Raw genomic sequence first — 13,218 nt, 5'->3', positions numbered from 1 at the left:
TCCGACCGGCCGCGCACCGAGCGTGTGCCGAGCCCCCGGAACCCCCGCTTAGGGTGGGCGGCATGGCACGGCCACGGCGCATCGTCCTCGTCCGGCACGGCGAATCGGAGGGGAACCACGACGACACGGTGTACGAACGGGAGCCCGACCACGCCCTGCACCTCACGGAGCGGGGACGGCGGCAGGTCGAGGAGACGGGGGCGCGGCTCCGGGAGATCTTCGGCGAGGAGCGGATCAGCGCCTATGTGTCGCCGTACCGGCGCACCCACCAGACCTTCCTGGCGCTGGGCCTGGACCCCTCACGGGTCCGGGTGCGGGAGGAGCCCCGGCTGCGCGAACAGGACTGGGGCAACTGGCAGGACTCCGAGGACGTGCGGCTGCAGAAGGTGCACCGCGACGCCTACGGGCACTTCTTCTACCGCTTCGCCCAGGGCGAGTCCGGCGCCGACGTGTACGACCGCGTGGGAGCGTTCCTGGAGAGCCTGCACCGCAGCTTCGAGGAGCCGGACCACCCGCCCAACGTGCTGATCGTCACCCACGGACTGACCATGCGGCTGTTCTGCATGCGCTGGTTCCACTGGACGGTGGCCGAGTTCGAGTGCCTCTCCAACCCCGGCAACGCCGAGTTCCGGATGCTCGTGCTCGGCGAGGACGGGAAGTACACACTCGACCGGCCCTTCGAGCGCTGGTGTACCCCCGAGTCGTACGGGGCCACCGGTTAGAGTGCCTGGACGATGACCGCTGATCCCGCCCTCGCGCGCCGCTGCGCCCGCGCCCTCGCCGCCCTCCGCGGTCTGGCGGTGGGCGACGCGCTCGGCTCCCGGTTCACCGACCCCGTGCACCACGCCGCCCTGAGGCGGCAGGAGCTGCCCGCGGGCATCGCGCGGTGGACCGACGACACCGAGATGGCCTGCTCCGTGGTCGCGGTCCTGGCCGTCCACGGCTCCATCGACCAGGACGCCCTGGCGCGCTCCTTCGCACGGCACCACGACCCGGACCGCGCCTACGGCTCCACCGTCAACCGGATCCTGCGGTCGATGGGGGAGGGCGGCGACTGGCGCGCACTCGCCTCCGCCCTCTTCAACGGCCAGGGCTCGTGGGGTAACGGCGCCGCGATGCGGATCGCGCCGCTGGGCGCCTGGTACGGGGGCGAACCGGAGCGGGCGGTGCGCGAGGCGGAGCTCTCCGCCTACGTCACCCACCAGCACCGGGAGGCCGTCGCCGGAACCATGGCCGTGGCGGCCGCGGCCTCCCTGGCCGCGGCCCCGCGGAGCGGCGGCCGCCCGGAGGACCTGCTGGACGCCGTGACCGAACTGGTGCCCCGCAGCGCCGTACGGGCCGGTCTGCGGCGCGCCCGGGACCTGCTCGACTACGCCGACCCGGGCACCGTCGCCGCGGTGCTCGGCTGCGGGCGCCGCAACAGCGCGCACGACACCGTGCCCTTCACCCTCTGGGCAGCGGCCCGCCACCTCGGCGACTTCCGGGCGGCCTTCTGGACCACGGCGCGGGCCGGGGGAGACGTGGACACCACCTGCGCGATCGTCGGCGGAGTGGTCGCCTCCGGCCCGGGGGCGCCGCCCGCGGAGTGGCTGGAGCGCACGGAACCGCTGCCGCAGTGGGCGCCGGACTGCGAGGGCTGACAGCCTCCCCGGGCGGCTCTCCAAGAGCTCCCGGGGCGTCCCGCCGAACCCCGGCGCACCCGGACCGGTGCCCGCCCGCAGCCCGCCCCACCCGGCCGCGTAACCTGACTGGCGCCATGCCGTACGAACCACCGACCCACAGTGTCGAGCGCTCGCTCCGCGCCACCACCGGCGCGCGCGTCGTCGCCGGTGTCGACGAGGTCGGCCGCGGTGCCTGGGCCGGCCCGGTCACGGTGTGCGCCGCCGTCACCGGACTGCGCCGGCCGCCGGAGGGGCTCACCGATTCCAAGCTGCTCACCCCCAAGCGCCGCACGGAGCTGGCGGCACGGCTGGAGGGCTGGGTCACGGCGCACGCCCTGGGGCACGCCACACCCCAGGAGATCGATGAGCTCGGTATGACCGCGGCCCTGCGCCTGGCGGCGGTACGGGCTTTGGAGGCGCTTCCGGTCCGCCCCGACGCCGTCATCCTCGACGGCAAGCACGACTACCTCGGGGCGCCGTGGCGGGTCCGTACGGTCATCAAGGGGGACCAGGCCTGTGTGGCCGTGGCGGCCGCCTCCGTGCTCGCCAAGGTGCGGCGGGACGCGCTGATGGCGGAACTCGGCCGGGATCACGAGGAGTTCGCCTTCGGTACCAACGCCGGCTACCCCTCGCCGGCGCACCGGGCCGCGCTCGCGGAACGGGGCCCGACCGTCCACCACCGGGTGTCCTGGGCCTATATGGACGCGCTTCCCCGCTGGCGGCACCTCAAGAAGGTGCGCACCCACGGGCCGGAGGAAGCCGCGGAGTGCGGGGGGCAACTCGGCTTCGATTTCTGAACGGTTGCCGTTCTCTCCCGCCCCGCCGGTGCGGATCGCACCGGTGTTTGATAGACATCAGCTCATGCCTCTCAGCCCCGAGGAGCCTCAGATTCACGCGAGTGTCCCGGGTCCCCGCGCAACTCCGGCCGCCGGCCGTACCGCGCAGACCCCCCGTCCCGTCCCAGGTCCCCGTCCCACACCGCCGCGCCCGTCCCGGCCCGGCACCGCCCACGGCACGGCCGTGCCGGCCCAGCGCGGTCCCCGCGCACAGGCCGCGCCCTCGGCGCCCGCCGCGGCCGGACCGCAGATCCAGCTGATCCCCGCCCCGGCGGACGGAGCGCTGGACGCCGCGGAGGAAGCCGTCGACCTGCTCCTCGACTCCGGCCGCGCGCCCGGTGACGTCCTCGTCCTGACCACGGGCGAACAGCACCCGTGGGCCGCGCACGAACTGTCCTTCGGTGAGAAGACCTACTGGGCGCAGCACGACGCGCGCGAGGACGTCTTCTACGCGGCCGCCTCGGCGGCCGGGCGCACGACGGGACGCCCCGTCGTGGTCGTCGCGGTCAACGGCGGTGCGGACGACGATGCCGGCCGGGCCCTGCCGGACGCCATGGCGAAGGCCGGTTCGCTGCTCATCGTGTGCGGTGACCCCGAGCGGATCAACTCCCTCATCGGAAGCGGAGCCTGACCGCCGCACCGGCCCTCAGCGGGCGGCCGTACGGCGCCGGGTATCCGGCGCTCCGCCGGCCGTCCGCCGGGGTGTGACGGCGGGGCGGGCCCCTCCCGCCGCCCGCGGGGCACCGCCGGGCGCCCCGGAGTGCGGGTGACGGCCGCCGCGGCCCTCGCCGAGCACCCGCCAGCCGCCCGGGGTCAGCACGAGGTACGCCCCGCAGCGCAGCCCGTGCAGGGTGCAGGCGTCCCGCAGTCCCCACATCCAGGCTCCGTCGAGTGGTGTCCACTCGGTGTCCCCGGCACGGCAGTGGAGGAGCACGGCCGTGCGGACGGGGTTCCGGCGCCGCAGGTCGTGCGGGATGATCCGGCGCAGTCGGTCGAGCAGGGCGTTGCGGAACAGCCAGCCGTCGGCGGCCGCCTCGCCGCACGCGAACGACGCGCTGGCGATGACCCGCTGTTCCGTGTCCAGAACGGCGATGACGACGGTCGCCGGAGCCGGCCGGTGGCGCGTGTACAGGCCCGTGACGATCTCCCGCGGGTCCCGGAGCAGGGGGATACCGGCGGCCGCCCACTCCGCGGGTTCCAGGGTCCGCCCGAGCCGGGTGGCGGAGACGGCGGCCGGCGGCCGGACCGCCGCCGGAGAGATCATGGAACCGGAGGTCACGGTCCTCCCTTCGGGGTGTGCGGCAGCCGCCGGCGGACGGAGGCGGGCGCGGGGGCACAGCGGACCGGCCTCCGGCCCGTCCGCGCAACAGAGCTGTGGTGAACCGATTCTCCCTGGCGGGAGGGGTCCCCGGCAATGAGCAGCCGGGGGAACGGGCGGCCCGGAACCGGATCCGCGGATCCCGCCCCCGCTCCGGGGCGGGGCGGCGGCCGCCGCCCCCTCCGGTGTCGGTGGGACCGTCCGCGAGGTGGTTGCATGGGGGGCATGGACGATCCGGAGCTCCGCACCGAAGCCGACACCATCCTCGCCGAACTCGTCGGCGACCCGGGGGGTACGGCGCGGCTGCGGGAGGACCAGTGGCAGGCGGTGGCGGCTCTGGTCGAGGAGCGCCGGCGCGCGCTGGTGGTGCAGCGCACCGGCTGGGGCAAGTCGGCGGTGTACTTCGTCGCCACGGCCCTCCTGCGCCGGCGCGGCTCGGGGCCCACGGTGATCGTCTCGCCGCTGCTGGCCCTGATGCGCAACCAGGTCGATTCGGCGGCGCGGGCCGGCATCCGCGCACGCACCATCAACTCGGCCAACCCGGAGGAGTGGGACGTCATCCACGAGGAGATCGAGCGGGGCGAGACCGACGTCCTCCTCGTCAGCCCGGAACGTCTCAACTCGGTGGACTTCCGCGATCAGGTGCTTCCCCGGCTCGCGGCCACGACCGGTCTGCTGGTCGTCGACGAGGCGCACTGCATCTCCGACTGGGGCCACGACTTCCGCCCCGATTACCGCCGGCTGCGGGCGATGCTCGCCGAGCTCGCCCCGGGTGTGCCCGTGCTGGCCACCACCGCGACCGCCAACGCCCGGGTCACCGCGGACGTGGCCGAGCAACTGGGCACCGGTGCCGGCGAGGCCCTCGTGCTGCGCGGTCCGCTGGACCGGGAGAGCCTGCGGCTCGGGGTGGTCCGGCTGCCGGACGCCGCGCACCGCCTGGCCTGGCTGGCCGAGCACCTGGACGAGCTGCAGGGCTCCGGGATCGTCTACGCCCTGACCGTCGCCGCGGCCGAGGAGGCCACCGCCTTCCTGCGGCAGCGCGGCTTCCGGGTGGCGTCCTACACGGGGCGCACGGAGAACGCCGACCGGCTGCAGGCCGAGACCGATCTGCAGGAGAACCGGGTCAAGGCGCTGGTCGCCACCTCGGCACTGGGCATGGGCTTCGACAAGCCGGATCTGGGCTTCGTCATCCACCTCGGTTCGCCGTCCTCGCCGATCGCCTACTACCAGCAGGTGGGGCGGGCGGGCCGCGGTGTGGCCCACGCGGACGTGCTCCTGCTGCCGGGCCGGGAGGACGAGGCCATCTGGCGCTACTTCGCAGATACCGCCTTCCCGCCCGAGGCGCAGGTCCGGCAGACCCTCGCGGCCCTCGCCGAGGCGGGACGGCCACTGTCCGTGCCGGCCCTGGAGGCCCTGGTCGATCTCCGGCGCACCCGCCTGGAGACCATGCTGAAGGTGCTCGACGTGGACGGCGCGGTCAAACGGGTGAAGGGCGGCTGGATCTCGACCGGCGAGCCGTGGGCGTACGACGCCGAGCGCTACGCCTGGGTCGCCCGGCAGCGGGCGGCCGAGCAGCAGGCCATGCGCGATTACGTGAGCACCTCCGGCTGCCGGATGGAATTCCTGCGGCGGCAGCTGGACGACGAGGGGGCGGCCCCGTGCGGCCGCTGCGACAACTGCGCCGGGGCCTGGGCCGACACCTCGGTATCCGCGGAGACGCTGACGGGGGCGGCGAAGGAACTGGACCGCCCGGGGGTGGAGATCGAGCCGCGCCGGATGTGGCCGACGGGGCTGCCAGCCCTGGGCATCGACCTCAAGGGGCGCATCCCCGCGCAGGAGCAGTGCTCCACCGGGCGCGCCCTGGGGCGGCTCTCGGACATCGGCTGGGGCAACCGGCTGCGCCCGCTGCTGGCCGAGCACGCGCCCGACGGGCCGGTGCCCGATGACGTGCTCCGGGCCGCGGTGGCGGTCCTCGCCGACTGGGCGCGCTCCCCGGGGGGCTGGGCGCCGGATGTCCCGGACGCCTCCCCCCGGCCGGCGGGCGTCGTCGCCGTGCCCTCCCTGTCCCGCCCGCAGTTGGTCGGCTCCCTGGCCCGGGGCATCGCCGGCATCGGCCGGCTCCCGTTCCTGGGCGCACTGACGTACACCGGGCCGAGCGGGGAGCACACGGTGCGCCGCAGCAACTCGGCCCAGCGCGTCAAGGCGCTGTCCGGCGCCTTCACCGTCTCGGAGGAACTGGCCGGTGCCCTGGCGGGTGTGTCCGGCCCCGTCCTGCTCGTGGACGACTACACCGACTCCGGCTGGACCCTCGCGGTCGCCGCCCGCCTGCTCCGCCGGGCCGGCGGTGAAGGGGTCCTGCCGCTGGTCCTCGCCGCGGCCGCCTGAGCCTGCCGCGCCCCCGTGGTCGGTGCGCGGTCCGGCCGGGGCCGTGCCCGTGCCGGCCCGCTCAACGCCCCTGTACGGCCGGGCAAGCCGCCGGAAGGCGGCTCCTCCCGGGGTCCCGCGTCCACAGAGTCCCATCCCCCGCCCCTCCTCGCCCTCCGGTCCCGGAGCCGTGACACCGGCCCGTCTCGCGCCACGGCCCCATGCAACCGGACGCCACGGACAACCCCGGCCGGGCCGTCCACAGGGCGGAGCATAAGTAGGACAAGATCGCTTATTTATCCACAGGGCTGGCGAATCGGAACGGTGAGGCGCCAGGCTCGCGGCATGACGAAGAACAGCGAACCGAGTCCGTCCTCCGCGGGCGAGCAGGTCACCCTCCGCGGCCCCGCCGAGCTGGCGGACGCCCTCCCCTATCTCATGGGCGGCTTCCATCCGGACGACAGTGTCGTGATGGTGGCCGTCCACGGCGAACGCGGGCGCTTCGGCGGCCGGTTGCGCCTCGGGATCCCCGGCGACCCCGCCGAATGGGCGGACGTCTCCGGCCGGTTGGCCCGCTGCCTGGTCTCCGGGAGTGCCGAGCGGGGCGCCCGGCCCGACGGCGTCGTCGTGTTCCTCTGCCGGGATCCCGCCGAGGGGGAGACGGCCCGGGAGGTCGCGGAGCGGCTGCGGCCGCTGTCCCAGGCGCTGCGGCTGGCCTGCGGAGCGCTCGACGTCCCGGTGCTGGAGGCCCTGTGTCTCTCCGGCGGCCGGTTCTGGTCCTACTGCTGCCCCGATCCGCGCTGCTGCCCGGAGGACGGCACCCCGCTCGCCCTCCCCGGTACTTCCGTGATGGCCGCGGCCGCGGCCTACGCGGGGATCCGGGCGCGCGGCTCCCTGCGGGAGCTGGAAGCCGGGTTCGCCCCGCCGGCGGGTCCGGCCGCCGCCGAGCAGGAGGCCGCGCTCGACGCGGCCGCGGCGGAGCTGGTGCCACGCATCCTGGAGGAGGCCGGCCGGGAGACCGTCCGGGAGGAGACCATCGCCCTCGCCGGTGTCCTCATCGGCCGCCTCGCCGGGAGCCCTCCGTCCCCGGACCGGGCCGGGGCCGATGCCCGCGACGACGCGCTGCTGGCCCACGACGAGGCGGCGGCCGTGATCCTCGGCCTGCAGGACCGGACGGCCAGGGACCGGGCCGCGGAATGGATGGAAGGGCCCGAGGCCGGTCCCGCGCTGCGCCTCTGGCGGGCTCTGGCCCGCCGTTGCGTCGGTGCCTACGCGGAGCACGCCGCCGCCCCGCTCACCCTCGCGGGCTGGGTCGCCTGGTCCACCGGGGACGAACCGGAGGCCCGCGCCGCGCTGGGGCTCGCCTTGCGGGCCGACCCCGAGTACGTGTTCGCAAGACTCCTGCACCAGGGGGCGAACGAGGGGGTCGACCCCGAAGTGCTGCGCGGCTGCCTGCGCCGGGAGCGCGCCGCCCGTCTCGCCGCCGCGGCGGCGGATGCACGGCCCGGCCCCCGAGTGGCCACCGGACCCCGGCCGGGAGGCAGGCCCGCGGCGCGTCCGCGCGCCGGCACCCGGCCGTCCGGCCCCGGCGGGCGCCGGAGCGGCGGCAGGCGGGCGGGACGCACCGGCACGGCGGGGCGCGAGTGAGCCTCCCGCGCCCGGGGCCGCAGGGGCCTGTGCGGACGGGCGGCGCGGCGGGGAGGAGACCGGCCCCTGTGTCCCCGTGTCCCCGTGCCCCGGGGCCGCGCGGGGACCGCTGTGGCGGAGAGCCGGCGAACTCCTGTTTATCGTCAGGCAGACGCCTATGATCACGGCATGTCGCCCTACGACCCGTCGGCCTTCCCGCCCTTCGCCGTCACCGTGGACCTGGTCGTGCTCACCGTCAAGCGCGACGCGCTCTGCGCCCTGGCCGTCCGGCGCGGTGAGCCTCCCTTCCAGGGCCGGTGGGCGCTGCCCGGCGGTTTCGTGCGGGCGGACGAGGACCTGGCGGCCGCCGCCGCCAGGGAACTCGCCGAGGAAACCGGGCTGTTGGCGCTCGACCCGTCCGGCCCGGGCCCCGTCGACGGCGGTGCCCACCTCGAACAGCTGGCGACCTACGGGGACCCGCGCCGCGATCCCCGGATGCGGGTCGTCAGCGTCGCCCATCTCGTGCTGGCCCCCGACCTTCCCGCGCCGCGGGCGGGAGGCGACGCCCACAGCGCGCGCTGGGCGCCGGTGGACGCACTGCTGGGGAAGGGCGGTTTCGGCCGTGAGGGAGAGCAGCCCGCACCGCTCGCCTTCGACCACGACCGGATCCTCTCCGACGGCGTGGAGCGGGCCCGCTCGAAGATCGAGTACTCCTCCCTGGCCACGGCGTTCTGCCCGCCGGAGTTCACCGTGGGGGAGCTGCGCCGGGTCTACGAGTCGGTCTGGGGGGTGGCGCTCGACCCCCGCAACTTCCACCGGAAGGTCACCGGCACCCCCGGGTTCCTCGTCCCCACCGGTGGCACGACCACACGTCAGGGCGGGCGCCCCGCACAGCTGTTCCGGGCCGGCGGCGCCACGCTCCTCAACCCGCCGATGCTGCGCCCGGAGGTCTGAGGCGGTCCCGCGCGGGTCAGCAGCGGAGCCGAGGCGCTGCCGCAACCGGCCCGGGAGGCCTGCCCCTTGGGCTCACCGGCACGGCTTCCGCCCCTGGCCGCGCGCGTGTTGTGACCGGGATCCGCGGAGCGCCCGTGCCCCTCCGGGCCGTTCGGCCGGAGGCGGCAGGAGGACACACGGCGCGTCGTCCGGCTGCTTCCGGAAAGGCGTCAATTGTGAGGTAATGGGCGATCACCCTTTCGTGTGCTTTTCACCAAAGACCTCAAGGGTGTCCGGGGGGTGGCCGACAAAGGATGCGTGAGTACCCTTGCGCACACCACGATGACCGCGGCTCGCCCCGTCGACTCCGGCCTCTCCGGCCCGGGCGAGCTTGACCGTTACCCCTACGCGGAGGGCCCGGTGGGCGAGCGTGCCGCCGGCCCCTCCTGGGAGGGAGGCGGCTCGGAGGCGGGCCGGGTCGGCCGCCGCACGGCAGGAAACCGGGGCCGCGGACTGCACGGCCAGCTCGTCCAGCAGCTCGGGCAGATGATCGTCTCCGGTGACCTGGGCGCGGACCGCCCCCTCGTCCCCGAGGAGATCGGGCAGCGCTTCGAGGTCTCCCGCACCGTGGTGCGGGAGTCGCTGCGGGTCCTTGAGGCCAAGGGTCTCGTGAGTGCCCGGCCGAACGTGGGCACGCGCGTCCGCCCCGTCAGCGACTGGAACCTCCTGGACCCGGACATCATCGAGTGGCGCGCCTTTGGGCCGCAGCGCGACGACCAGCGCCGGGAACTGTTCGAGCTGCGCTGGACCATCGAACCGCTCGCCGCTCGGCTGGCGGCCGGGCACGACCGCGAGGAGGCGCAGCAGCGTCTCACCGACATGACCGACATCATGAGCCGCGCGCTGGCCCAGGGTGACGCCCTCACCTTCGGCCGGGCCGACGCCGAGTTCCACTCCCTGCTGCTCCAGCTCGGGGGCAACCGCATGCTCGAGCACCTGTCGGGCATCGTGTCCTCCGCGCTCCAGGTCTCCGGTGGGCCCGCCACCGGCTGCGACCGGCCGACCGAGAGTTCCGTCGGCCACCACGTCCGCATCGTCGAGGCCGTCGGCGCGGGTGACGCGGCCGGCGCCGAGTCCGCCATGCGTCAGCTGCTCACCATCCACCCCGATGTCGAGCATGTGGTGCCCGCCCCGCGCGAGCACTGACCCGCCGCGCGGAGCGGTGGTGCCGCGGAGCCCCGCCGCCGGATTCCGGCGGCGGGGCTCCAGGTCTTTCTCTGGCGATATGTCTGCTTTTCGGAGGTTTGGAATTCCTGGCGAGTGTGACCCGGGCCACGCGGATCGGGCGTAACGCTCTTTGCGGATGCGCGATGACCTAAGAGGTGATGGCCGGTGGAGGAATACGGATGTCGTTCGCGACGCTGATTGCTCCGCGGTCCCCTCGCGCCGCCGGTCCACCCCGCCGGCGGTCGTCGGTTCCCGTCGCAGGACGGGGCCGGAAGCCGTTCCCATCGTTCCGAGAGGTTGTTCGTGTCGGCCAGCACATCCCGTACGCTCCCGCCGGAGATCGCCGAATCCGAGTCTGTCATGGCGCTCATCGAGCGGGGAAAGGCTGATGGGCAGATCGCCGGCGACGACGTGCGTCGGGCCTTCGAGGCTGACCAGATTCCGCCAACCCAGTGGAAGAACGTTCTGCGCAGCCTCAACCAGGTCCTCGACGAGGAGGGTGTGACGCTGATGGTCAGTGCCGCAGAGGCGCCCAAGCGCACCCGCAAGAGCGTCGCAGCGAAGAGTCCGGCGAAGCGCACCGCCACCAAGACCGTCCCGGCCAAGACGGCCGCGACCAGGAAGGCCGCCGCCCCCGCCGAGGCCGCCCCGGGCGCGGAGGAGGCGGTGGACGGCTCGGTCGCCGAGACCCCGGCGGCTCCGGCGGCCCCGGCCAGGAAGGCGGCCGTGAAGAAGACCGCGGCCAAGAAGACCACCGCCAAGAAGACGGCGGCCAAGAAGACCACCGCCAAGAAGGCCACCGCCAAGAAGGACGCCGACGAGCTGCTCGAGGGCGCGGACGGCGCGACGGAGGAGGCCGGTCCGGCGGCCGGAAAGCCGGGCGAGGCCACCGAGGGCGGCGACCAGCCGGAGAACCAGGGTTTCGTCCTCTCCGACGACGACGAGGACGACGCGCCCGCGCAGCAGGTCGCGGCCGCCGGTGCCACCGCCGACCCGGTGAAGGACTACCTCAAGCAGATCGGCAAGGTGCCGCTGCTCAACGCCGAGCAGGAGGTCGAGCTCGCCAAGCGCATCGAGGCGGGGCTGTTCGCCGAGGACAAGCTGGCGAACTCCGACAAGCTCGCCCCGAAGCTCAAGCGCGAGCTGGAGATCATCGCCGAGGACGGCCGGCGGGCCAAGAACCACCTGCTGGAGGCCAACCTCCGGCTGGTGGTCTCGCTGGCCAAGCGCTACACCGGCCGCGGCATGCTTTTCCTGGACCTGATTCAGGAGGGCAACCTCGGTCTCATCCGCGCCGTCGAGAAGTTCGACTACACCAAGGGCTACAAGTTCTCCACCTATGCCACCTGGTGGATCCGGCAGGCGATCACCCGCGCCATGGCCGACCAGGCCCGCACCATCCGTATCCCGGTGCACATGGTCGAGGTCATCAACAAGCTCGCGCGCGTGCAGCGCCAGATGCTCCAGGACCTGGGCCGCGAGCCCACCCCGGAGGAGCTGGCCAAGGAGCTCGACATGACCCCGGAGAAGGTCATCGAGGTCCAGAAGTACGGCCGTGAGCCGATCTCCCTGCACACCCCGCTGGGCGAGGACGGTGACAGCGAGTTCGGTGACCTCATCGAGGACTCGGAGGCCGTCGTCCCGGCCGACGCGGTCAGCTTCACGCTGCTCCAGGAGCAGCTGCACTCGGTGCTCGACACGCTCAGTGAGCGTGAGGCGGGGGTGGTGTCGATGCGCTTCGGGCTCACCGACGGCCAGCCCAAGACGCTGGACGAGATCGGCAAGGTCTACGGCGTGACGCGTGAGCGCATCCGGCAGATCGAGTCGAAGACGATGTCGAAGCTGCGGCATCCGTCGCGTTCCCAGGTGCTCCGCGACTACCTCGACTGATCACCCGGTCGGGCCAGGCGGGCTCAGGACGCGGCCGGCCCGGAATCCCCTGGGGATTCCGGGCCGGCGGTCTTTTGGGCGCCCTCCGTCCGGGTGGCGGAGGGCGCCGTGCTGTTTGACGCTGGGGCGGCACGTGTCGTCGCGGAGTGAGGAGACAGCATGCGTCCCATCTCGCGCACCCTGGCCGGGGCCCTGTCCCTGATACCGGCGGCCGCGGCGGTGTCCCTGGTGACGGCTCCGCCCGCGGCCGCGGACAGTGTGGTGGTGGGCGGCCGGCAGGTCAGTACGGAGGAGAGGCCCTGGGCGGTCGCCCTGGCGAGCCGTGACCGCTTCGGCGACACCCGGTCCGGGCAGTTCTGCGGCGGGGTCGTGGTGGCGCCGCGGACCGTTCTCACGGCGGCGCACTGCGTGAGCCGCGCGGTGCTGGGCGTGGACGTCTCGGCGGTCGGCGATCTCACGGTCATCGCGGGGCGGGACGATCTGCGCTCCACCGGGGGCGAGGAGCTGCCGGTGCGGGAGGTCCGGGTGAACCCGGACTACGACAGCGCCACCAACGCGGGGGACCTGGCCGTGCTCACGGTGGAGCGGGGGCTGGACGGGGAGGGTCTGCCGCTGGCGAGGAGCGGGGACGAGGCGTACCGGCCGGGCACCCCGGCCGAGGTCTACGGCTGGGGCGACACGACGGGGCGGGGCGGGTACGCGTCGGTGCTGCACGCGGCCCGGGTGCGGATTCTGGAGGACGGGATCTGCGAGCGGGCCTACCCGGGCAGCGCCGACGGGACGTACACGCCCGCGTTCATGGTCTGCGCGGGGGACAACGGTGGCGGCGGTGACGCCTGCCAGGGGGACAGCGGAGGGCCGCTGGTGGCCCGGGGCCGCCTGGTGGGGCTGGTCTCCTGGGGCAGCGGCTGTGGCGCGGCGGACAGCCCCGGTGTCTACACCAGGATGTCCGCGATGGAACGTGTGGTCTCCCGGGAGGGAGCTTCCCGGCCGGAAACCTCCCAGCAGGGGTGACGGCAGGGGTAACCGCGACGAGAGCGGGCGTGCGGTCCTGTGGTGCAGGGCCGCACGCCCGCTGTCCGGCCGGAGGGCCGGCTGTCGCTCGTCGTCGCTGCGGTGCTGGGCGTCGTCAGTCGTCCGACGCCGAGGAGGGAGTGGCGGTGAGCCGCTCCGTCTCGTCCTGTATCTCTGCGGCGATCTTCTTGAGTTCCGGCTCGAACTTGCGCCCGTGGTGGGCGCAGAAGAGCAGTTCACCACCGCTCATCAGGACGACGCGCAGGTATGCCTGGGCGCCGCAGCGGTCGCAGCGGTCGGCGGCCGTCAGCGGGCTCGCGGGGGTCAGAACAGTAGTCACGTCGCCTCT

General features: G+C 74.2%; 12 protein-coding genes. 10 read left to right on the top strand and 2 right to left on the bottom strand.

From position 1 onward, the window contains the following. Positions 1-62 precede the first annotated feature (62 nt). The 4 genes from SXIN_RS07470 (at position 63) to SXIN_RS07455 (ending at position 3,128) form a co-directional block, all read left to right on the top strand. Complete coding sequence (locus SXIN_RS07470) at positions 63-722, top strand: histidine phosphatase family protein (protein WP_039821988.1); 660 nt, start codon at positions 63-65, stop codon at positions 720-722. Positions 723-734: 12 nt separating this feature from the next. Continuing rightward, complete coding sequence (locus SXIN_RS07465) at positions 735-1,640, top strand: ADP-ribosylglycohydrolase family protein (protein ID WP_095756767.1); 906 nt, start codon at positions 735-737, stop codon at positions 1,638-1,640. Between the two features lie 116 nt (positions 1,641-1,756). Further along, the gene (locus SXIN_RS07460; RefSeq protein WP_019706305.1) at positions 1,757-2,458 is read left to right on the top strand and encodes a ribonuclease HII; all 702 of its coding nucleotides are present in this window, start codon (positions 1,757-1,759) and stop codon (positions 2,456-2,458) included. Positions 2,459-2,522: 64 nt separating this feature from the next. Then, a complete protein-coding gene (locus SXIN_RS07455) occupies positions 2,523-3,128 on the top strand; it encodes a hypothetical protein (RefSeq protein WP_095756766.1) in 606 nt (201 codons plus the stop codon). Positions 3,129-3,143: 15 nt separating this feature from the next. Here the strand turns inward: SXIN_RS07455 and SXIN_RS07450 are convergent, their stop codons facing one another. Continuing rightward, positions 3,144-3,761, bottom strand: coding sequence for a hypothetical protein (locus SXIN_RS07450; RefSeq protein WP_095757961.1), 618 nt, complete (start codon positions 3,759-3,761; stop codon positions 3,144-3,146). Positions 3,762-4,040: 279 nt separating this feature from the next. Here SXIN_RS07450 and SXIN_RS07445 point away from each other — a divergent pair, with 279 nt between their 5' ends. The 6 genes from SXIN_RS07445 to SXIN_RS07420 all read left to right on the top strand — a co-directional run bounded on the left by SXIN_RS07445 (position 4,041) and on the right by SXIN_RS07420 (position 12,869). Beyond that, positions 4,041-6,200, top strand: a complete 2,160-nt coding sequence (locus tag SXIN_RS07445; RefSeq protein ID WP_039821983.1) for a RecQ family ATP-dependent DNA helicase — start codon at positions 4,041-4,043, stop codon at positions 6,198-6,200. Positions 6,201-6,524: 324 nt separating this feature from the next. Further along, a complete protein-coding gene (locus SXIN_RS07440; protein ID WP_095756765.1) occupies positions 6,525-7,826 on the top strand; it encodes a DUF4192 domain-containing protein in 1,302 nt (433 codons plus the stop codon). Positions 7,827-7,994: 168 nt separating this feature from the next. Continuing rightward, complete coding sequence (locus tag SXIN_RS07435; protein WP_019709707.1) at positions 7,995-8,759, top strand: NUDIX hydrolase; 765 nt, start codon at positions 7,995-7,997, stop codon at positions 8,757-8,759. 243 nt (positions 8,760-9,002) lie between these two features. Next, entirely contained in the window at positions 9,003-9,944 is a 942-nt protein-coding gene (locus tag SXIN_RS07430; RefSeq protein WP_095756764.1) for a FadR/GntR family transcriptional regulator, read from the top strand. Between the two features lie 324 nt (positions 9,945-10,268). Then, the gene (locus SXIN_RS07425; RefSeq protein ID WP_039821979.1) at positions 10,269-11,855 is read left to right on the top strand and encodes an RNA polymerase sigma factor; all 1,587 of its coding nucleotides are present in this window, start codon (positions 10,269-10,271) and stop codon (positions 11,853-11,855) included. A gap of 159 nt (positions 11,856-12,014) precedes the next feature. After that, on the top strand, positions 12,015-12,869 hold the full coding sequence (locus SXIN_RS07420) for a S1 family peptidase (protein WP_019709704.1): 855 nt from the start codon (positions 12,015-12,017) through the stop codon (positions 12,867-12,869). Positions 12,870-12,984: 115 nt separating this feature from the next. On the opposite strand, the gene SXIN_RS07415 is transcribed toward SXIN_RS07420, so the two are convergent. After that, complete coding sequence (locus SXIN_RS07415) at positions 12,985-13,209, bottom strand: DUF7455 domain-containing protein (protein WP_019709703.1); 225 nt, start codon at positions 13,207-13,209, stop codon at positions 12,985-12,987. Between the last annotated feature and the right edge of the window lie 9 nt (positions 13,210-13,218).

The sequence above is a fragment of the Streptomyces xinghaiensis S187 genome (genome assembly GCF_000220705.2).
Taxonomy (GTDB): Bacteria; Actinomycetota; Actinomycetes; order Streptomycetales; family Streptomycetaceae; genus Streptomyces; species Streptomyces xinghaiensis.
The sequence above is the reverse complement of the archived record's forward strand: the minus strand, read 5'-3'. Positions and strand labels throughout refer to the sequence as shown.

Excerpts from the sequence above, each read along its gene's own strand:
- SXIN_RS07460 (WP_019706305.1), top strand. The coding sequence starts at position 1,757 with ATGCCGTACGAACCACCGACCCACAGTGTCGAGCGCTCGCTCCGCGCC.
- SXIN_RS07450 (WP_095757961.1), bottom strand. The coding sequence starts at position 3,761 with ATGATCTCTCCGGCGGCGGTCCGGCCGCCGGCCGCCGTCTCCGCCACC.
- SXIN_RS07470 (WP_039821988.1), top strand. The coding sequence starts at position 63 with ATGGCACGGCCACGGCGCATCGTCCTCGTCCGGCACGGCGAATCGGAG.
- SXIN_RS07440 (WP_095756765.1), top strand. The coding sequence starts at position 6,525 with ATGACGAAGAACAGCGAACCGAGTCCGTCCTCCGCGGGCGAGCAGGTC.
- SXIN_RS07465 (WP_095756767.1), top strand. The coding sequence starts at position 735 with ATGACCGCTGATCCCGCCCTCGCGCGCCGCTGCGCCCGCGCCCTCGCC.
- SXIN_RS07435 (WP_019709707.1), top strand. The coding sequence starts at position 7,995 with ATGTCGCCCTACGACCCGTCGGCCTTCCCGCCCTTCGCCGTCACCGTG.
- SXIN_RS07445 (WP_039821983.1), top strand. The coding sequence starts at position 4,041 with ATGGACGATCCGGAGCTCCGCACCGAAGCCGACACCATCCTCGCCGAA.
- SXIN_RS07455 (WP_095756766.1), top strand. The coding sequence starts at position 2,523 with ATGCCTCTCAGCCCCGAGGAGCCTCAGATTCACGCGAGTGTCCCGGGT.
- SXIN_RS07420 (WP_019709704.1), top strand. The coding sequence starts at position 12,015 with ATGCGTCCCATCTCGCGCACCCTGGCCGGGGCCCTGTCCCTGATACCG.